This window comes from Ruficoccus sp. ZRK36 (assembly GCF_019603315.1).
Taxonomy (GTDB): Bacteria; Verrucomicrobiota; Verrucomicrobiia; order Opitutales; family Cerasicoccaceae; genus Ruficoccus.
The window spans coordinates 2497068-2517414 of record NZ_CP080649.1; the positions used below are offsets into that span (position 1 = coordinate 2497068).

Annotated in this window: 14 protein-coding genes; 5 read left to right on the top strand and 9 right to left on the bottom strand. The window is 61.7% G+C overall.

Features of this window, described 5'->3' with window-relative positions; genetic code table 11:
* Positions 1 to 213: 213 nt before the first annotated feature.
* Entirely contained in the window at positions 214 to 1923 is a 1710-nt protein-coding gene (locus tag K0V07_RS11005) for a glycoside hydrolase family 2 TIM barrel-domain containing protein (protein WP_220621439.1), read from the bottom strand.
* A 22-nt stretch (positions 1924 to 1945) separates the two neighbouring features.
* Positions 1946 to 3121 carry a hypothetical protein gene (locus tag K0V07_RS11010; RefSeq protein WP_220621440.1) on the bottom strand — a complete coding sequence of 392 codons (1176 nt, stop codon included), beginning with the start codon at positions 3119 to 3121 and terminating at the stop codon, positions 1946 to 1948.
* 257 nt (positions 3122 to 3378) lie between these two features.
* On the opposite strand from K0V07_RS11010, the gene K0V07_RS11015 reads away from it, so the two are divergent.
* Complete coding sequence (locus tag K0V07_RS11015; protein WP_220621441.1) at positions 3379 to 5283, top strand: DUF4962 domain-containing protein; 1905 nt, start codon at positions 3379 to 3381, stop codon at positions 5281 to 5283.
* A 152-nt stretch (positions 5284 to 5435) separates the two neighbouring features.
* Positions 5436 to 6527 (top strand): glycoside hydrolase family 3 N-terminal domain-containing protein, encoded by a 1092-nt coding sequence (locus K0V07_RS11020; RefSeq protein ID WP_220621442.1) that lies wholly within the window; start codon positions 5436 to 5438, stop codon positions 6525 to 6527.
* Positions 6528 to 6546: 19 nt separating this feature from the next.
* On the opposite strand, the gene K0V07_RS11025 is transcribed toward K0V07_RS11020, so the two are convergent.
* Positions 6547 to 7407: an AraC family transcriptional regulator gene (locus tag K0V07_RS11025; protein WP_220621443.1), complete on the bottom strand. Its 861-nt coding sequence runs from the start codon at positions 7405 to 7407 to the stop codon at positions 6547 to 6549.
* Between the two features lie 101 nt (positions 7408 to 7508).
* On the opposite strand from K0V07_RS11025, the gene K0V07_RS11030 reads away from it, so the two are divergent.
* The gene (locus K0V07_RS11030; RefSeq protein ID WP_220621444.1) at positions 7509 to 8507 is read left to right on the top strand and encodes a zinc-binding alcohol dehydrogenase; all 999 of its coding nucleotides are present in this window, start codon (positions 7509 to 7511) and stop codon (positions 8505 to 8507) included.
* 93 nt (positions 8508 to 8600) lie between these two features.
* Here the strand turns inward: K0V07_RS11030 and K0V07_RS11035 are convergent, their stop codons facing one another.
* Positions 8601 to 10553: a sodium/solute symporter gene (locus K0V07_RS11035; RefSeq protein ID WP_220621445.1), complete on the bottom strand. Its 1953-nt coding sequence runs from the start codon at positions 10551 to 10553 to the stop codon at positions 8601 to 8603.
* A 178-nt stretch (positions 10554 to 10731) separates the two neighbouring features.
* A complete protein-coding gene (locus K0V07_RS11040) occupies positions 10732 to 11526 on the bottom strand; it encodes an AraC family transcriptional regulator (protein WP_220621446.1) in 795 nt (264 codons plus the stop codon).
* Between the two features lie 176 nt (positions 11527 to 11702).
* On the opposite strand from K0V07_RS11040, the gene K0V07_RS11045 reads away from it, so the two are divergent.
* Entirely contained in the window at positions 11703 to 12992 is a 1290-nt protein-coding gene (locus K0V07_RS11045) for an FAD-dependent oxidoreductase (protein WP_220621447.1), read from the top strand.
* Between the two features lie 14 nt (positions 12993 to 13006).
* Here the strand turns inward: K0V07_RS11045 and K0V07_RS11050 are convergent, their stop codons facing one another.
* The 4 genes from K0V07_RS11050 to K0V07_RS11065 form a co-directional block, all read right to left on the bottom strand.
* Positions 13007 to 13498 carry a nuclear transport factor 2 family protein gene (locus tag K0V07_RS11050; RefSeq protein WP_220621448.1) on the bottom strand — a complete coding sequence of 164 codons (492 nt, stop codon included), beginning with the start codon at positions 13496 to 13498 and terminating at the stop codon, positions 13007 to 13009.
* A 74-nt stretch (positions 13499 to 13572) separates the two neighbouring features.
* Entirely contained in the window at positions 13573 to 14778 is a 1206-nt protein-coding gene (locus K0V07_RS11055; RefSeq protein ID WP_220621449.1) for an osmoprotectant NAGGN system M42 family peptidase, read from the bottom strand.
* Between the two features lie 35 nt (positions 14779 to 14813).
* Complete coding sequence (ngg, locus tag K0V07_RS11060; RefSeq protein ID WP_220621450.1) at positions 14814 to 16487, bottom strand: N-acetylglutaminylglutamine synthetase; 1674 nt, start codon at positions 16485 to 16487, stop codon at positions 14814 to 14816.
* Between the two features lie 52 nt (positions 16488 to 16539).
* Positions 16540 to 18315 carry an N-acetylglutaminylglutamine amidotransferase gene (locus K0V07_RS11065; RefSeq protein WP_345778157.1) on the bottom strand — a complete coding sequence of 592 codons (1776 nt, stop codon included), beginning with the start codon at positions 18313 to 18315 and terminating at the stop codon, positions 16540 to 16542.
* Positions 18316 to 18476: 161 nt separating this feature from the next.
* Here K0V07_RS11065 and K0V07_RS11070 point away from each other — a divergent pair, with 161 nt between their 5' ends.
* Positions 18477 to 20309, top strand: coding sequence for an OPT family oligopeptide transporter (locus tag K0V07_RS11070; RefSeq protein WP_220621452.1), 1833 nt, complete (start codon positions 18477 to 18479; stop codon positions 20307 to 20309).
* The last annotated feature ends 38 nt before the right edge of the window (positions 20310 to 20347 follow it).

A 20347-nucleotide genomic window follows, 5' to 3' on the forward strand; every position in this document is an offset into this window, starting at 1 on the left:
AAGTGTTTCAGGTTCGACCAGCGGCGGATGCGCGGTCTGGCGCTCGCCGGGTCACGGGTTGATGGCATGAACCTAAAATACACGCAGACCCAAACAAAGGATAATCCGTGCAACTCATTGCGCACCCCTGAGTTTATCAGGAGTGATAAAAAAGAGGCCTGCTCGGGCGGATGTGCCGTCCGTCCGGGGGGATGGCGGGAGGCTGCGAGTCTGCTAACTGGCTGGCGTGTCTGGATAGCGGCGGAAGACCTCGCGGACAGACCGGTACGCGGCCTTGGGGCGGCGGTATTCGTCGAGCGTACCCTTGTTGTTAAAGGTGCGAGGCCGCTTCATGGAGAGGCCACCGCCATAGGTGCGCGCATCGCTGAAATGCCAGAGCGCAATACCACTGCAACGCTCGTGCCCGAGGGCTTCCTCGCAGGCGGTCTTCAGGTACTGGGCCTGATACTCCTCGGTGTAAAAATCGTTGTGCGCCTCGCGCCAGCCATAGAGGGCCTCGGCCCCGATCTCTGAGACGATGATGGGCTTGTCCTTCAGCTTCGGGCTGCTCACGTGCGCGAAGCATTTCTCCATGTGGGGAGCGATCAGGCTGAGCGGCTCCTCGCAGTATTCACAGCCGTACCAGCCGGGGTAGATGTTGATGGCGATGAGGTCGACGAGGTCAAAGTTCAGGTCCTTCAGGGCGAACATGCTGGCGAAGGAAACCAGACGGCTGGAGTCAAACTGGCGGATCGTGGCAACCGTCTGCTCGAAGATCGGGCGCGAGTACGCCTCGTTGCTGCCTGCCTCATTCAGGAAACCCCAGATGATCACGCAGGGGTGATTGTGGCTGGCGTGCATCATGGCGCGCAGCGACTTGTCGTGCTGCTGGTGAAAGGTCGGGCTCGTCAGGGTGCGCTCACGCTGCCCCCAGCCGAGGTTTTCCTCCCAGACGAGGAAGCCCATCTCGTCGCACAGGTCGAGGAAGCGCTGGTCCTGCGGGTAGTGCGAGCCGCGTACGAAGTTGCAGCCCAGGTCACGCAGGTACTGGAGGTCAGCCACCATCTGGAGGGTGGGGGTGGTCGGGCCGGAGTTGGGGTGCCACTCGTGGCGGTTGTAGCCCTTGAGCGTGAGCTGTTGGCCGTTGAGCCAGAGCTTGCCGTCGCGGGCTTCGATCTTGCGCAGGCCGAAGCGGGCCTGACAACCGGCCGCTAGCTCGTGCCCGGCCAGGTCGATGCGCAGCGTGTGAAGCTCCGGACTCTGCGGAGACCACAGACGGGGCTGTGGCACGCGGGTGGTAAAGCTCGCCTCCTGCCCATCGATCTCGACCTGTACGGGGGTTGCCTCGGCACCATCGAAGCTCACGCTAAGCTCTGCCGGGCTCGGGATGTCTCCAACCAGTCCGACGCGGATATGCACCTCGCCCTGAGCGTAGTCGTCCAGCGGGGTGACGTGGATGAAATCAACCGCCTGCCCGTCTGCCGGATAGATGCGCACGCCGACATCGCGCAGGATGCCCCCGTACTGGTAGAAGTCGAAATACTCCTCGTGCATCGGCACGCGCTCAAAGTCGAAGCGGTTATCCACGAGTACGAGCAGCTCACGGCGGGATGAGTCCGCGGCCGGGATGTTGATTTCGATCGGGGCGTAGCCGCAGGCGTTCTCATGCATGAGGACGCCGTCGATATAAACCTGGCTCCAGATGGAGATCGCGCCAAAGCTCAGCTTGGCCGTGCGTCCGCTCGGGATGTCAACGGTGCGGCGGTAGCAGGCGAGGCCACGCTTACCGGCATGGTCGGGGAGGGCATCGAACGCAGCGGGGACGGGCTGCTTGCTCCAGTCCGTGATCGATGCGGCGTCGAAGTTATCGGGGGCGATAGCGCCGAGGAACGCGAAGTCCCAGAGCCCATTGAGGGAAGCGGTATTTGGGTCGGTCAAAGTCATGGTGTGAGGGGTTGTTTTTATTTTAAGCTAAGGTCTGTACGGGCTGCGTGACGGAGCTGACATCGAGCACGTACATCTGGCGGTAGCCTTCGTGGATCGAGTCGATGCAGACTTGCCGCCCATCGCGGCTCCAGCGCGGGTGCAGGTCGCAGCGGATCTGCCACTCCATCGGTGGAGCGTAAAAGCGCCCGATATTCACGCGCAGGTTGTTCTGCCAGTCATAGAGAATGAGGGTGCGCATGTCTTCCTTGTCCGGGTAGGTGTCGGTCAGGACCCAGCGCCCGTCCGGTGAAAAAGAGCAATGCCCGTCGGTGTTGAACAGATCCGTACCGATGGCCTCGGCCTGCCCACCACCATCGGAGTAAAGCACGTAGGCGGGCTTCTCGCCGGGCCTCCGGGTCCAGACGATGATGGTGTGCGGGTCGCGCCAGTCGTAGTGGGAGACGAGCTCGCTATGGGCCAGACAGCGCAGATCGGAGCCGTCGGGGTTGGCGGTCATCAGGCGGGTGTGGCCGACTTCCTCGTCCGGTGACTTGTAGCGGTGCAGGAAGGCAAAGCGGCTGCCGTCGGTGTTGAACTGCGCGTGGTTGAAGCGGTGCATCTTGCCGTCGAACTCCGGGCACCGCTCAAAGGCCGCCACCTCGGCGACACTGAGGATCAACCGCGATGCTCCGGTCTCCAGATCGAGGTGGTACAGCCCGTCGTCCGTCGGCTCTGGGACATCTTTATACGGGTCAGCCACACCGGGATAGCCATAGCCGGGGCGCTGGTGCTGAAGGCGGGAGAAACTGAGCGAAATCGCGTGCGTGCCCTGCGGGGCGACGGCGTAGACGGGACGCTCCAAGGTGCGCTCTCGGCCGGTCTCGACAGCCAGAATTCTTGAGACGAAGCGATCCCCCTCACGGTCGTTGAAGATGATCGACTCGCTGCTGCCGAGCCACTGGAGCATACAGCCCTGCTGCCAGTTCCAGGCCTTAGTCTGTGCCAGGGGCGTCCATTTGCCGGGGGCAGCCGTATCGATCAGGCCGATGGTCGCGCAGTCGTCCTCCGTCGGCGGGTGATCCATAAACGCCGTCTCCAGCCCCACGATTCGCCGTCCGGCAGCATTCCAGCAGCTTTTATCGTAGTAGCCGTAAAAGTGATGCTGCGGGCCCTGGGTGACCGAAACCGCATTCAGAAATTCATCGCGCGTGCTCATCTAACGGGTAAAGCAGATTGCTGGTGAGTTCTCGATAATGACGGAGTTTATACATATAAGCCAGGTGGGGATCAACTTCATCTCTGATCAGGGTTTGGGCTGCTGAACTGGTCCAATAACAAACACCGGACCTATTTTCGGTTTTGATTGCAACGATAAGGCGGAGTTAATGAAATTTCGGCTAGTCGCATGCATCGCCTGTGCAGCAACGCTCTGCGCAGAGTCACTGGTGTGGAGATACCCTTAACTTGTTACCCATGAAGCTGAAAACGATTACCCTTTTATTGTGTTTTTGCCTGACCGCTACGAGTGCGGTTTTTGCCCAGGAAGCGGCTCCGGCTCAGGAGACCCCAGCCGTCGATATGAGTGTGCTGGACCACCTGAAGGAGGGCCACCCGCGCCTCATGCTCACCGATGAGCGTCTGGCCGAGCTCAAGGAGTTGGCCAAAACGGATGAGGACTTGCAGCACTACGTCGAGGAGATGTTTAAAAAGGCGGACAAACTCCTCGAGAAGAAAGATCTCGAGTACGCGCCTAATGACCGCAACACCATCCTGTGGACGAGTCGGGACTGTATGGACCGTGCCTACACGCTCGGGCTGGCCTATCGCTGGAGCGGCGAGCAGAAGTACTATGACTCGCTGATCAAAAACCTGCGGCTGGTCTGCGCGTTCCCGGACTGGGGTAAGAAAGCATTTCTCGATACGGCGGAGATGACGCACGCTGTCTCCATCGGCTATGACTGGCTCTACAATGATCTGAGCGAGGAAGACCGTACGCTGCTCCGTGAGTCCATCATCTCGATGGGGCTCGATCAGGGGCTCATGTGCTATTCTGGTGAGGACAAGCGCAGCTGGTGGGTGACCTGCACGCACAACTGGAACATGGTCTGCAACAGCGGCATGGTTATCGGTGCGCTCGCCGTTGCCGATACCGACCCGAAGCTGGCGGCTACAATCATCAACAACGCACTGGAGTCCTACCCGCTGGGCCTGCGTGAGTACGGCCCCGACGGTGCCTGGCCGGAAGGCCCCGGGTACTGGGCTTACGCCACCGACTATGTCATGTACGGGCTTACTGCCATGGATACCGCGCTGGGCACGGACTTTGGCCTGCTCGACATTGAGGGGGTAGACCAGACGGCGTACTTCGCGATTTATAGTGTCGGTCCGATCGACTACCCGATGTTTTTTGCTGACTGCGGCTCCAAGGGCAGACGCAAGCCCACCTCGAATATGTTCTGGCTGGCAGGCGTCTACGCGGATGACTTCGTGGCCGATTATGAGCACAAGAAAATCGACCGGATGGATATGGTGACGACCCGGCACATCGTCTGGTATGAGCCCGCGCCGAGTGGCGATTTCCCGGAGCCCGCGCTGGACAAGATGTTCCGCGGGCTGGTGGATGTCGCCTTTATGCGCAGCGCCTGGAACGACCGCAACGCGCTCTTCATCGGTATCAAGGCGGGTAAGAACACCGTCAACCACGCGCACCTCGATCTGGGTAACTTCGAACTCGATGCGCTCGGTGAGCGCTGGTCCCGTGACCTGGGGACGGACAGCTACTCGCTGCCCGGCTACTGGAGCACGGGCGAGGGCGGCCAGCGCTGGACCTACTTCCGCCCCAGCTCTTTCAGCCACAGCATACCGACCTTTGACGGTAAGAACCAGATTCGCGCCGGTGTCTCGGAGATGGTGGAGTTTGTCGCGGGTGAGGACAACGAAAACGGCGAGGATATCCCCTTCGCAAAGGTGGACCTCTCCGAAGCTTACGGTGATCAGATCGACCAGTTTATCCGCGGTGCCGCGCTCGTCGCAGACCGGCGTGCAGCCCTCGTGCAGGATGAGATCGTGCTGAACCATCCGACCCAGATCGACTGGGGGATGACCACTGACGCGGTGATCGCCGTGGACGGAGCGACTGCCACGCTGACCCAGGACGGCAAGGTCCTGCACGCGCGCATCCTGGAGCCGGAGGGTGCGGTCTTCAGCGCCGAATCCGCCGAGCAGGAGAAGCCGCAGGCCACCAACGAGGGCGTCAGCCGCCTGATGATCCACCTCAAGGACCGCACCGGCACCGAGCGCATCGCTGTGCTCTTCAGCCCGGTCTGGCCCGACGGTGAAGTCGAGTCCTGGCCCGTCACGCCGCTGCAGGAGTGGTAAATTAGATTTTCGAGTATCGAGGCCGGAGAAGACATCTTCTCCGGCCTTTTCTTTGGACTGGTTTGAAAGGAGTTTCGGAAACAATGACCGCGCCATCGAAGTCTTGAGCACACAGCCATCGGCAAGTAACGTATGGAGCTACCACTTCCCTCATGAGCACTGGACAACTCCTTCTGGTTGGCATCCCCGGCCCCGAACTCGATGCGGAGACTGCCGCCCTGTACCGCAAGATCCAGCCCGGCGGCTTTGTCCTGTTCAACCGCAACATGCGCTCTGCCGCCCAACTGCGCAAACTGCTCGATGACCTGCGCGGGCTGTGCGAGGTCGAGCCGATCCTGACCGTCGATCAGGAGGGGGGGCGTGTCTCGCGGCTGAGCGTGTTTGGGAACGAACCGCCCAACCCGCAGCAGCTTCGCGAGAAGGGCGCCATGGACCTGATCCGGGAGCATGGGCGGCTGACCGGTCAGCTTATGCGCCTGTTCGGGTTTAACCTGAACCTGAGCCCGGTGCTGGATATTTCCTTTAGCGAGGAAGCCGACAACTCCCTGCGCGGGCGCTGCTTCGGACGCAGCCCCGAAGAGGTCGTTGAGAAGGCTCGGCTGTTTAATGCCGCTATGCGCGCGGAAGGGGTCGCTAGCTGTGCCAAGCACTTTCCCGGCTTTGCCGCAGCGGCGGTTGACCCGCATCATGAGCTGCCCGTGATCCGCCGTACCGCAGAGCAGATGGAGCAGTGCGAGCTGCGCCCGTTTCGCGAGATGGCAGGCGAGGTGGACGCTGTGATGACTGGCCACGCCTGGTATCCCTGCTACGACGAGCAGGAGCTGGCGGCCTCGCTGTCACCGCGTATCGTCACAGGGCTCCTGCGTGAGGAGCTGGCTTATCAGGGCCTCATCGTGACCGACGACCTCGATATGGGTGCTCTCCTGAAAAGCCATACCCTCAACGAAAGCCTGCTGGCCGCACTCGGCGCGGGGAACGATATGCTCATGGTTTGCCACCGTGTGGAAAGCCAGCTAGCGGGGGCACGCGCTCTCATGGATGCACCCCGCAAGCAGGTGGATCGGGCACTGGAGCGTATCGCCCGTTTCAAGCAAACGATGCAGCCGTCGCCAGCATTTTCCGAGCAGGCATATGCTGCGCTGGATCAGGAGGTCTGGGATCTGCGCGTGAAAACCCTCGGCCCCGAGCGGGCGAAAGAGCGCAGCGCCGATACCGGTAAACGCTCACCGGTCGAGGATTTCTAGCCGCTGCCTCGCGAGAGATTTACCTGGTGTCTGGAGGCTGGTCGCGTCCTGATGAGCTATCTCGATAGTTGCCCGGAGGCTGGCCGATGTGTTTGCGGAAGACATTTGAGAAGTAGTACTCGTCGCGGAAGCCACACAGGGAGGCGACTTCCTTTAACGTGAGTCGCGAGTGGGTGAGGAGGGACTTCGCGCGCTCTAGCCGTACGCGGGTGAGAAATGTGATCAGGCTCATCTCACGGTGCTCGCGAAAGAGGTGGCGCAGCCGGTCGTGGCTGAGCCCGGCGTGCTCGGCGACTTCCTGCATGTTGTCGATAGTGGCGAAGTTTTCGCGTATGTACTCGTCGGCCCGGTTTACAGCAGCCTCACCGGAGCGTTGCGTGTTTTTACTCGCTCGCATACTTGCGCGCAGCATGGCGAGGATTGCGGCTGTTCCCAGTAAGTTGAGGAGCGACTGCTCCATCTCGTCGGCAGGTTTCTTACCGGAGGTGAGCCTGTCCCAGTCGTCGGATATCCATCGTGTGGCATCTGGGATGACGAGGTGTCCTTGTAGTAGCTTTTGGATACGGTGGGGGACTTCCATGTTTACACATACGTCTTCGCCGGGGGTGTCCATCACCTGATCGTGGGGGAGGCCGGGCGCGTAGACCACACAGCAGCCCTCCGAAAATGGAATGGCCGTGAGCCCCTTATGGCCGATGTTGGTCACGCCACTGCCCGAGCGGTGGTAGACCATTTCCACCGTGGTGTGCGTATGCAGGCCTGCGATCGGTCCACGCTGCGGGATCTTTCTTCGCCAGCCTGTTATAAACTTAAACGGAGTCTCTGCGGCTGCTTGAGCGAGATCGAGCCAGGCTGATGTGGCCGTTTTGTTGGTCATCATTGTTTGTTTAAGGTGATTTTATTAATATAACAGCCATTTTTTATAAAACAAAGCCATTTGTTCCACTTGTAGCATGGGCTGCGCAGGGCAAGGGTGGCGTCATGAAATACAGCACTCCCCATCGCCTCGTCTTCACGGAGAAACAAAAGGTCGAACTGGAATCGTTCGAGCTTCCGGGCCTGGAATCCGATGAGGTTCTCGTGCGCACTGAGCGCTCGCTGATGAGCACTGGTACGGAGAATATCGTGTTTAACCGGCTCTTCGATCCGGGCACGCACTGGGACCGGTGGGTGAAGTATCCCTTCTATCCGGGCTACGCTTCCTCCGGCGTGGTGGAGGCGGTGGGAGAGGGTGTTGACACCCACAAGCCCGGCGACCGCGTCGCCTGGCGCGCCCGCCATCGTTCGCATATGGTGATGAAGGCGGACGAGGTTTACCCGATGCCGGACTCCGTGTCGTTCGAGGATGCGCCGTGGTTCGCGCTGGCCAAGATCGCCTTTAACGGAGCGTACATGGCGAACTACAAGCTGGGCGAAGACGTCGTCATCATCGGCGCAGGTCCGATTGGCCAGATGACTCTGCGCTGGGCCCGCGCAGCCGGGGCGCGCCGCCCGATCGTGATCGATCCGGTGCCGCAGCGCGAGAAGATGGCTATCAACGGCGGTGCCAGCGCCTACCTCACAATGCCTGCCGATCAGGCTCTTGAAAAAGTGAAGGAAATCCTCGGCGGTAAGCAGCCCGAGGTGGTGATTGACACGACTGGCCACGAGGCGGTCTTCCCGTCAGCTCTGGCTCTGGTCGCGGATATGGGCCGCGTCATCGTCCTCGGTGATACCGGTCGCCCGACCAAGCAGTGCCTGACCAGTGATGTTATCAAGCGCGGGGTTCACATCATCGGTGCACACGATTGCTTCCAGTTCCCCGAGTGGACGCAGGGCACGATTGCCGAGTTGTTCTTTGGGATGATCGTGGATGGGCGCATCAATCTGGAGGGGATCAACACCCACCTCTTTGAGCCGGAAAACTGCATGAGCGCCTACGGGATCGCGAACAGCGACCGCGCCAATACGATGGGCATCCAGTTTAACTGGGCCGACTAGCATGCTCTTTGCCGCAGGGCTTATTGATCAATAAAGCCCTTCTCTTTTCCCCGACTCTGGGGAGAGAGAAGGGCTCCTGCTGCGGTATTAAGCTTACCAGAAGATGATGTAGAGCGTAAGCGTGGCCACGCACACGACCGTACCCCAGATCTTGGCCGGGCGGGAGTGGACCAGCTCGATGTCCTTGTTCTCGGGCATCTCCACGGGGCGCTTGAGCGGGTTGACCAGCGTCAGGATCGCCAGCACCGCGAGCACGACTCCGAAGCAGACCGCCATGCGATTGAGGAAGGCCATCTCCGGGGCGATAAAGAACTTGAGCGAGCCGTAGAGCACGACGTTCAGGAGGATGCCGAGCCACCCGGCGTAGCGTGGGCAGCGGTGTACGAGGAATCCGAAGAGGAACACCGCGAGAATGCCGGGGCTGAGGAAGCCCTGAAACTCCTGAATAAAGGTGAAGATACCGCCAAACTCAGGGCGCCCGAGATTTGGGGCAATCACACAGGCGATAAGCACGAAAGCGACCACACAGACGCGGCCCACGGAGACGAGCTCCGTCTGCCCGGCGCCCTTACGCAGCTTGTGGTAGATGTCCATCGTGGCGATGGTCGAGGCCGAGTTAAGCATCGAGGCCAGCGAGGAAACGACCGCCCCGAAAATAGCCGCCAGCACAAACCACGTGTAGCCGGGTTTGAGCAGGTTTCGCAGCAGAGTGGGGAAGGCCGCATCGTAGTCAAAGCCGACCAGCTGTGCGCTGACTTTGATCTTTTTGGCCTGAGCCGCAGCGACGAGCTTGGCGTTGGCGTCAGCCATTTCGCCGGAGGCGTAGGGCGCATCCTGAGGGTCGGGCGCCGCCGCCTCGGTGCCGACGACATCGGCATTGTGCTGGATGATCGCTGCGGCCTTGTCCGGATAGAGCCGGGCAAAGTGCTCGGAGAAGGGCAGCACAACGGTTTCCCCGGCCTCCATTGCCGTGAGCGCAGCCTCGTTTTTGAGCTGGGCCTGCTCCTGCAGGTCCGAGCTGTACAAGTGGTAGGCCAGCAGGCCCGGGATGACTACGACGAAGGGCACGATCAGCTTCAGCCCTGCCGCGAAGATGATCCCCTTCTGGCCTTCGGCGAGCGACTTCGAGCCGAGGGTGCGCTGCATGATGTACTGGTTCAGGCCCCAGTAGAAAAAGTTCGGGATCCACAGACCAATGATGAGCGCGGTCCAGGGGATCGAGCTGTCCTTGGCCGGGCGGATCATGTGCAGCTTGCCGCCGCTGCCGTTCGGGCCGTCCACGGCGGGGCCTTCGGTCAGCATGTGCAGGCGCTCCAGCGCGTTGGCGTTGGCGAGATCATCCACGGTGGCCGATGAGGTGGCGACTTTGGTCTGGATCAGTTCCTCGGCGGGTTTGTCCTCCAGCGCCTGAAAGGCCAGAAACATGACGAGCGCGCCGCCCAGAATGAGAGATGAGCCCCAGATGAGGTCCGTCCAGGCGCAGGCTTTCAAACCACCGATAAAGACGTACCCCGCGGCGCACAGGCCGATGATCCAGCAGCCCAGCGAGAGGTTACCCATGTCCATGCCCATCAGCGTGACGCCGCTGAAAAACACGCTGATCACCTTTGCCCCCGAGTAGATGACCGAGGCGGTCGGTACACCCACGAGGATGACCATGGTGGCGATGGCCATGATCGTGCGTGAAAGCACGCCGTAGCGGTACTCCAGAAACTCCGGGATCGTGTAGATGCCGCAGCGCAGCAGGCGCGGAAGGAAAAGAAAGGCGATGACAACGAGCGTGATGGCGGCCATCCACTCATAGGAGGCGATGGCCATGCCCAGCCAGTCGGCGGCCTGCCCCGACATGCCGACAAACTGCTCGGTCGAGATATTTGCGGCGATGAGCGAGAAGCCGACCAGCCACCAAGTCAGCCCGCGTCCGGCCAGAAAGTAGTCGCTGGTATTCTTGGGGCCATCGGCTTCTTTCGCACGGCTCTTGAGCAGTCCGAAGGCGATGACGCCGATGACGGCGACGAAGAAAAGGGTAATATCAAGAGGAGACATGAGTTGGGATAGAGGGAGAGTGTGAGATGTCCTTGCGCAGGCGTATGCCCGTTAGCAGTAACGCAAGAGAGTTATGCGCCGAGTTTGGGCCGTACGCAGTCAGTAGTCAATGGCTCGCTCAGTGAAATCTAATGCGCCTCCGTAGCCGGATGTCGTGGCCCGGTGGATACGGCGATGGTCATAACTTTTCTGCGAGGAGGCGCTGCCGGGCCTCACCAGGCGTTTGCCCAAATGCCTTGCGAAAGCAACGGGAGAAGTAGTTGGCGTCGGGGAAGCCACTGGCCTGGGCAACCCCTGCGATGTTTAGGCCCGGATCGTGCAGCAGCTCGCGCGAGCGGCGCAGTCGGGCATCACGTACCGTCTGGTTGAAAGATGTGCTTCCGAAGCGCAGGAAGAGGCGGGAAAGGTGGTTGGGGTGGATCTGGAGGAAGTCTGCGACCTCGCGCCGGTCGAGCGGGCGGCTCAGGTGCTCCTCGATATACTGGCAGGCGGCCTGCCAGGTGAGCGCGGCCTTCCCCTGCGGGGTGACGGGGGCTTGCAGGGTTTTCGCCGCTGTGAGCAGCAGGGCCTCCGTGAGCTTGAGGCGCAGGGGGTACTCCACGGTGTGGCCGGTGGTGTGCTCAAGCGCATGGGTGAGATTCCACCCGTCAGCATCGAGCGGCTGCGGGGCGTGGTGGGCGAGGACGATTCGGTGGCCATGCTCGGAGTTACTGCGGGCGACCATGAACCGCGTCAGCTCGGGATTGAAAACCAACCCGAGGGAGCTGTACCCGGCACCATCGACCGTGCCCATCGAGCACCCCGAAAAGGTATAGACGGCATCGCCGCGCTCCAGCGCGAGCTCCACGGTGCGCGCTCCCCGGCGCACGAGATAGCGCGCGCGTCCCGCCAGGCAGATATTCAGGCGAGGGCAGTGCAGGATGGTAGAGCTGCCCGCCTGAGCGGCGAAACCCGGATCGGCGGAAAAGTACACACGCCGCGGCCATCCATAAGTGAGTAGCCTGTGCGTGAGCTGCTCAAATCGATCGGCAGGTGTGCATATCATTATGGTTACAAAAATGCTATTATTGTGCGATAAATGCACGATAAAAATGGTCAAGTGAGTGTAAAATAGACGCATTCGTCATTTTAACCCCAATCTGAATATCCATGAGTAAGAGCAGACTTGAGACACTCCCCACCATTCTCGAACCGGCACGCGAAGTGCCCGTAGCCCGCGAAGCAGACGTCCTTGTCTGTGGAGGAGGCCCTGCCGGGATCGCGGCGGCATTTACGGCTGCCCGGGCCGGTGCAAAGGTACTGCTGCTTGAGCGAAACGCCTTCCTGGGTGGCGTCTGGACGGCTGGGGCCCTCTCGATCATCATCGACGCGCAGGAGAAGACAGGGCTCATCCGGGAGCTGCTGCAGCGCCTGGAGAAGCGCGGTGCCACTGCCCCTGTGATGGGTAATATGCACATCTACACGATTGAGGCCATGAAGAGCCTGCTCGATGAGATGGTTGAGGAGACCGGTATCGATGTACAGCTTTACACGCAGGTCGTGGCTGTGGCCCGCGACGGCGACCGCATCACCGGTGTCTTCACCGAGAGTAAGTCCGGGCGCGAGTTTATCCGGGCAAAGGTCGTCATCGACACGACCGGGGATGGCGATGTCGGCGCGCAGGCGGGCTGCGGTTTCGAGTACGGGCGCGAGAGCGACGGCAAGGTCCAGCCCATGACCCTCTATGGCCGCATCGGTGGCTACCACGGCACGGAGATGCTCCATATCGAGCCGCTGTTGTCCATCGCCCGAAAGGCCGGGTACGAGCCCAGCTATGAGCGGGTCACGCTCATTCCGCAGCCGGGGCAGCCGGGCGTCTTTATGCTCATGGCCACGCATATGTACGGCAGTGGTCTGGATGTCCGTAATCTCACGCGGGCAGAGTTTCAGGCGCGCTCGGAGATCCGCCACCTCGTTGAGCTATATAAAAAGCATGCCGGACCGGACTGGAAGGACGTCTTTCTGATCGATACGGGGCCGTGCATCGGCATCCGCGAGGCCCGTCGTATCCGTGGTCGCCACTACCTGACGGTCGAAGAGCTTCAGTCCGGTGATTCGCTGCCCGACGGTATCTGCCATGTGCGCTTCCTGGCGGACATTCACCATCCCGACAAGAAGGAGGGCGGCGGCCTGACCCATGTTCACTTCCCGTCCTACGACATCCCCTACGGCTGCTTGGTCGCTCGTGATGCGGATAACCTGCTCATGGCCGGTCGCTGCATATCCGGGGACCATATCGCTCACGCCAGCTACCGGGTGACGGGTGATGCTGTGGCCACCGGTGAAGCTGCCGGTCTGGCTGCGACCCTGTGCGTAGAGCAGGACATCCTGCCCCCGCATGTAGACGTGCCTCAGCTACAGGCGAAGCTGCTTGAGATGCGAGAGGCGTGCAGGGGCTGAGGGCTTGGGCTTGATCAATTGTCCTGCGGCGCAACGCTTGCGATGAGCCAGTCGCCGTCCACTTTGACCCACTCCATGCGGTAGCGGTCCTTGTGGCGCTCTGACTGGCCGCCGACGACGATGCTGGCAGTGCCGGTGATGATGACCGTGGCGCGCTGGCCGTCCTCGGAGACTTTGATATTCCGGTTACCGAGGCTGACCTCCGAGCTGTCCACCTGAGAGCGGGCACCGACCATCATGCCGGTGAGCTCCTTGCGGTCGGAGCTGTAGGATAGTCGCGGCATGATGCGCACCTCCGCCTGCTCGGTGAAGCAATCGGCGATTTTCTTGGCTTGGGTAAGGCTCTGGATCTGGCTCTCGCCAGCGGGCTTCGAGCCGAGCTCTTCCAGCCGGTCCAGCTGGTCGTGGATCTGCTGCTCATCTCCACCCCGACCGAGGAAAATGAACGCCAGAACGATAGCCGCGATCGCAACGCTGACCCCGGCAATTTTCACGTATTGTGTCATAGAGATAAAATATCACCTTACGTTAGGATTGGCGCAAAATCCTGCCAAATACCGCACCAGCGATAGTCGTTTGCTTACGGCTTTTTCTTTCTCTCAACAGGGGCCGAAGGCGGTATCTGGGCCTGGGACTCGGTCTGCTCAAGCTGGGTCAGGGGCACGTCGGTTTTACGGACCTTCGGGAAGGTCTTGAGGGTGCCCAGGTGCTTGCGCTGGCGCTGGTAGATGAGGTTGGTCTGGCAGTAGTCGACGATGAGGCGCGTGACGGATGCGAGCGCATCCAGATGCGTGCGCTCGTAGCCGTGCGAGGCATCCACACCAAAGGTGATCAGCGCGGTGCGGATATCGTTACCGGCCTCAAGCGCCGAGGCGCTATCGCAGCGATAGTATTTAAAAATGTCCCGCTGGTGGGGGATGTCGTGCTTGGCGCAGAGGTTGAGCAGGTGGTGGGTGAGGTGGTAGTCGAAGGGACCACTTGAGTCGGCCATGGCGATCGTTACGCCGCGCTCGCTGGAGTTTTGGCCCGGAGCGACGGTGCCATTATCGATGGAGACCATCTCGGCGACATCCCCGTGCAGGACGGCCGAGGCACCGGAGCCGACCTCCTCGGATATGGTAAAGAGCAGGTGGCACTCCACGGGCAGCTCGATGCCGTGATCCTTGACGTACTTGGCGGCTGTGAGCATGGCGGCCACACCGGCCTTGTCGTCGAGATGGCGGGAGTTCAGGTAGCCGTTTTGCAACAGCTCTGCCTGCGAGTCGATGCCGACAAAGTCGCCAATCTGGACACCGCCTTTTTCGAGGTCTTCGCGGGAGCTGAAGTCCTCGTCGATGCGCAGTTCGAGGTTTTCCCACACGCCCGGCTGGGTGTCGATGGCGTCATTGTAGGTGTGGCCGGAGGCCTTGAGGGGAAGGATCGTGCCGCGGTGGATGCTGCTGTCCGTGTAGAGCGAGACGCGTGCGCCCTCGGCGAAGCGGGCCGACCAGGTGCCGACCGGCACGAGGCTGACGCGGCCGTTGTCCTTCAGGTCCTTGACCATGGCCCCGAGCGTATCCACGTGCCCGACGATGGCACGGTCCGGGCTGTAGGCGCGACCGGGCAGGGTGGTGCGCACGGCGCCCCGGCGGGTGATCTCGTACGGGAGCTCAAGCGCGTCGAGCTCGTTGCAAAGCTCACGCACGATCGGGTCTGTGTAGCCCGACGGGCTGTGAATGCTCAAGAGCTTGAGCAGAACCTGCTGCAGATAATCTGTGTCGGGACCGTCCGGTTTCTTTTTGGGCATACGTGTGTGTTAAGGAAAGAAGCGGGCCGTGAGGCTCAGGCGCTGGGCCCGGGAGGAGTAATAGTTTGGGGGAAGAGGAAGTCGATGAATTTCTCGGCGGTGGGCTGGGGCTCGTGGTTGGCCAGGCCGGGGCGCTCGTTGGCCTCGATGAAGACGTACTCGGGCTTGTCCGGAGAGGAGACCATCAGGTCCAGTCCGACCACAGGGATGTCCAGGGCACGAGCGGCGCGAACAGCCGCCTCGGCGAGGGTGGGGTGGAGCATCTCGGTGACGTCGTGGATCGTGCCTCCGGTATGGAGATTAGCGGTCTTGCGCACGGGGATGGAGAGATCCTTCTCAAGGGTGTCGTCCATGCCGTAGCCAGCCATGCGTACGCAGCGCTCGGTCTCCTCGTCCATCGGGATCGTACTCTCTCCACCGGTAGCACCGGCGCGGCGGCGGCTGAGCTTCTCGATCAGCTCGCGCACAGTGTGCTCACCGGTACCGATGACGCTCGGGGGGCGGCGTACAGCGGCGGCTACGACCTCCTGGTTGATGACAATAATGCGCAGGTCCTGCCCCTCCACGTATTGCTCGATCAATACAGAGTCATCGTGTACGCGGGCTTTTTCGAGGGCCTTTTTCAGAGACTCCTCCGAGCGCACGTCTACGGAGATGCCCTGGCCCTGCTCGCCGTGCAGCGGCTTGACCACGACGCTCTTGTGCTGGTTGAGGAAGCGCAGCTCCTTGCGCGGGTCCCCGGCCATCATTTGGTCGGGGGTGGAAAGGTTGTGCTCGACGAGGATCTCACGGGTGAACTGCTTGTCACCGGCGCGTATGAGCGCGATGGCGCTGGTCAGCTCGGAGAGCGACTCCCAGCAGGTGACAGAGCGTCCGCCCAGACTGAGGCGGAAGTACCCGCGGTCCGGCGAGATCGGGTCCACCGCGACCCCGCGGCGCAGGGCCTCGTTGATGATGATCGAGGCGTACGGGTTGTACCCCTCGGGCGCGGGGGAGCCGACGAAGAGCCGCTCGTTGATGCGGTTGCGGCGCTTGGCGGCAAAGATGTAGATGCGCTGGAAGCCGAGCTTCTCGTAGAGGCGCTGGGCCTTGGTGTTGTCATGGATGACGGATACATCCATCTCGTTGCGGCCACGTGCTCCGTAGTACTCGATGAGGTGGTTGACCAGAGCCAGCCCGACACCGGGAAGCTCTGCGCGCGGGTCCACCCCGAGCGCCCACAGGCTGCAGCGCTCCGGCATGTTTTCACCGCAGATCTTATGATCGACGCCCATGGTGGTGCCGATGATCTCCTGCGTGTCCTTCTGGACGGCGACGAAGTACGTGAAGGCCTTGTTGTCTCGCTCCTTCCAGACGTACTCCTTGTCGACGGGGACCATGTTTAGCGCACTGTAGATGCGGTTGACCTCGTCGAGGTCTTCCTTGTGTGCCACCTCCCGTATCTCGAAGCCGGCGGGCTCGCGAGTGGGCTTGTTGTACTGGTTGAAGTACAGCCGGTAGGTGTTGGACGGGTCGAGGAATATCTGCTGCGGAGCGCAGTTCAGGACGAGGTGCGGGTCGAGCAGATACAGCGCGATGTCGCGCTGATCGTCGCGCTCGGCCAGGATAGACTCGGCCAGAGACTCGGGCGTGGGAAAGGTGTCGGCAAACAGCAGGCGGCCCCAGCCGCATTGCAGGATTTTGCCGGGCTTGGTTTGGAGGACTTCCATAGGTGTAGTGGTTATGGACTACGTAGTAGAGAAATCTGGGTCTCTTCGTGCATCAACGGATGCCATGCGACTGCAGCCACAGCTCAAGGAGGGAGAGCTGCCAGAGCTTGGAGCCGCGCAGGGGAGTGATGTGCTCCTCGGGGGCGGCGAGCAGCTTCTCCACGTAGGCGGGCTGGTAGAGGCCGCGTGCGCGGGCGGTGTCGTTGAGCAGGGAGTCGCGGGCCATTTCGAGGAACTCGCCGCGCAGGTACTTGAGCGCGGGGACCGGGAAGTAGCCCTTCGGGCGGTCGATGACCTCGGAGGGGATGACGCGGCGTCCGGCTTCCTTGAGCACGTACTTGCCGCCATCCTTGATCTTGAGCTCCGGGGGGACGCGGGCGGCGAACTCCACCACCTCGTGGTCGAGGAAGGGCACGCGCGCCTCAAGGCTCGCGGCCATGGTGTTGTTATCCACGCGCTTGACCGGGTCGTCCACCAGCATGACCTGGGCGTCGAGACGCATGGCCTTGTCGATGGGAGCATCGGCACCGGGGAGGGCAAAGTGGGTTTTGACAAAGTCGCGGGCAAAGTCGCCCTGCTGCCACTTTTTCTCCACCACTTCGCAGTACTCGCTATAGTCGCGGTCAAAGAAGGCCTTGGCGTAGCTCTCCAGCGGATCGGTCGCCGTCATCATGGGCGGGTACCAGTGATAGCCGCCGAAAATCTCGTCTGCACCCTGGCCGCTTTGGACGACCTTGACGAACTTCGCGACCTCCTGCGAGAGCATGTAGAAGCCGACGTTGTCGTGGCTGACCATGGGCTCGGACATCTGCCCGATGCAGGCCTTGAGGGCCGGCAGGGCGCGGGTCGAGTCGATGGAGAGCTTGTGGTGCTTGGTCTGGAAACGCTCGACGATGACGTCCGAGTACTTGAACTCGTCTCCGGCCTCGTCGCCGACGGTTTCAAAGCCGATGGAAAAGGTTTCGATCTGCTGGTTGCTGTGCTCGGCGAGCAGGCCCACAATCAGGCTGGAGTCGAGTCCGCCGGACAGAAGTACGCCTACCGGCACGTCGGCTACGAGGCGGCGCTTCACGGCGTCTCGCATGACCTCGAGGGTGGCTTCCTCCCAGTCGGCCTGGGAGTAGTTCTTCTCGTCCTCGCGCATGCCGTATTGGAGATCCCAATACTTGTGCTGCGTCATCTTACCGTCTGGCTCGACGACAGCCACGGTGGCCGGGGGCAGCTTTTTCACCCCACTGAGGATCGTGCGCTCGGGCGGCACGACAGAGTGGAAGCTCATGTAGTAGTTGAGCGCGACGGGGTCGAGCGAGGTGTCCACGCCACCGGCAGCCAGCAGGGAGGGCAGGGTGGAGGAAAAGCGCAGGCGGGTGGCGTCCTTTGTGTAGTAAAGGGGTTTGATGCCCAGGCGGTCACGGGCGAGCGTGACCCGGCCACTGTCGCGCTCATAGATGGCAAACGCGAACATGCCGTTGAAGTGCTCTACACAGTCCGGCCCCCAAGCGTGGAACGCCTTCAGGATGACCTCGGTGTCGCCGTGGCTGAAGAAGTTGTAACCCTTGCCCTCAAGCTCGGCTCGCAACTCCGGGTAATTGTAGATGGCACCGTTATAGACGACTGTGAGGCCGAGCGCGGTATCCACCATCGGCTGCTGAGCAGCCTCGCTCAAGTCGATGATTTTGAGCCGCCGGTGCCCGAGCGCTACTGCGCCGCGTAGTACCAGGCCGTCGCCATCGGGTCCCCGGGGGACCATCGTGTCCATCATCCGTACGACCTGCGCCGCGTCAGGCGCACGTCCGTCAAACTGCATAATTCCGCTAATTCCACACATAACTGAGTGAGAGAGCCCATAAAAAGAGGGATTGGGCGTAGTCGTGTAAACAATCCCACATGGCTAAAGGTGTGTCAAAGGATAATGCCAGAAAACGCAGAATTGATGAGCCTTGCGGGTTAGGGTTGCCTTGCCGGTAGGGGCTGCGTTATCACCCCATCATGGCCCCGGCTCCGGAAAGACAACTGACCGTCCGTGCGATTATTACCGGCTTCGTATTGGGGGCGGTTCTGGCCCCGTGTAACATTTACACCGGTCTGAAAATCGGATTCTCCTTTAACATGTCCATCGCGGCGGCTCTGCTGAGCTATGCGTGGTGGAACAGTCTGCACCACTTCGGAGCGGCGAAACACTGGGGGCTGCTGGAGAACAACATCAACCAGACGGCGGCCTCCTCGGCGGCGTCGATCCTCTCGGCCGGGTTGGTTGCGCCCATTCCGGCGCTGGCCCTGCTGACGGACTACAAGTTTACCTATCCGGTGCTCACGCTGTGGGTCTTCACGGTGAGCTTTGTCGGGATCGCCTGTGCGCTGGCCGTGCGGCGACAGATGCTGGATCGCGAGGCGCTACCGTTCCCGAACGGCGTAGCGACAGCCGAGACGATCACCGAAATCTACTCCCACGGCAAGGAAGCCGCCGCACGCGTCAAAATGCTTCTCGGGGCGGGGCTGCTATCGGGCGGCATCTTTTTGTTTAACGCCTTCGTGTATAAAATTCCTTCGCTGGGGCTGCCTGCTTCGTGGGGGTTCAAGGCCCCGGCTAACGTCGCGGCCAAGGGCCTCGACCGAGTGAGCTGGCGGGCGCTCGGGATGGAGATCCAGCCCTCGCTACTGCTGCTGGGCTTTGGGGCGATCGTGGGGCCGCGCGTAGGCATCTCTCTGCTGCTGGGGACGATCATCGCGTGGATGCTGCTGCCGGGACCGCTGCTGGCGCATGGATGGGCACAACCTGCGCTGGACGGGGCGAGCTGGTACACGGTCATGCTGGAGTGGCTGCTGTGGCCGGGGGTCAGCCTGATGGTGGCCGGGGCGTTGACGTCGTTTGCCCTGTCAATGGTGAAGATTTTTAAGAGCAAGCTCTCGGGGAATAAGGGCGTGGGTAGCGACCCCGAAGCGAGCGAAGCCGACGAAATCGCCAATGCTCCCGGCGGGGTGCGCTACTTCCCGAAGAAGTGGTTCGTGCTCATGTTGGCAGTGGGCTTCGTGGGCTGCGTGATCGCGCAGCAGTGGATTTTCTCGATCCCGCTGTGGCTGGGCACGATTGCCTTCGGGCTGTCGTTCCTGCTCGCGGTGGTGGCGGCTCGCGTCTCCGGTGAGACGGGTATCCCGCCCATCGGCGCGCTGGGTAAGATCACGCAGGTGACCTTTGGCTTTCTGACGCCGACCACGAACCCCGCGAGCTTCATGACCGCTAACCTGATGGCGGCCAACGTCACCGGCGGGGCCGCCGGGCAGTGCTCGGACATGCTGCACGACCTCAAGACCGGTAAGCTCATCGGTGCGAGTCTGCGCGGTCAGGTCGTGGCGCAGATTTTCGGGATTTTGGCTGGTTCGCTGGCCGGCTGTGCGGCGTACATGATCCTGATCCCCAATCCGCAGGAAATGCTCCTGACGGAAAAATGGCCCGCTCCGGCGGTGGCCACCTGGAAGGCCGTAGCCGAGGTGCTGGCCGAGGGGCTGGACACGATCCCGCACGGCTGTGGCCCGGCGGTCGTCGTGGCTATCGTGATCGGGGTGGTGCTGGCCTGTCTGGAGGCCCTGCTGCCGCAGCAGCGTCGCCACTGGGTGCCGAGCGCGTCGAGCCTGGGCTTTGCGTTCATTATCCCGCCCTTCATCAGTCTGGGGATCTTTGTGGGTGCCATGCTGCGAGTGGTTGCCGAGCGCCTCTGGAAGCACTGGAGCGCCAAGTACCTGATCGTGCTGGCGGCCGGGCTGGTTGCCGGGGAGAGTCTCGCCGGAGTGGTGCAGGCCATTGTCAGCTTTTTCCAGCCCTGAGGCAGATGCATTGTCAGGGCCAGCGCCTTGGCGTGTCT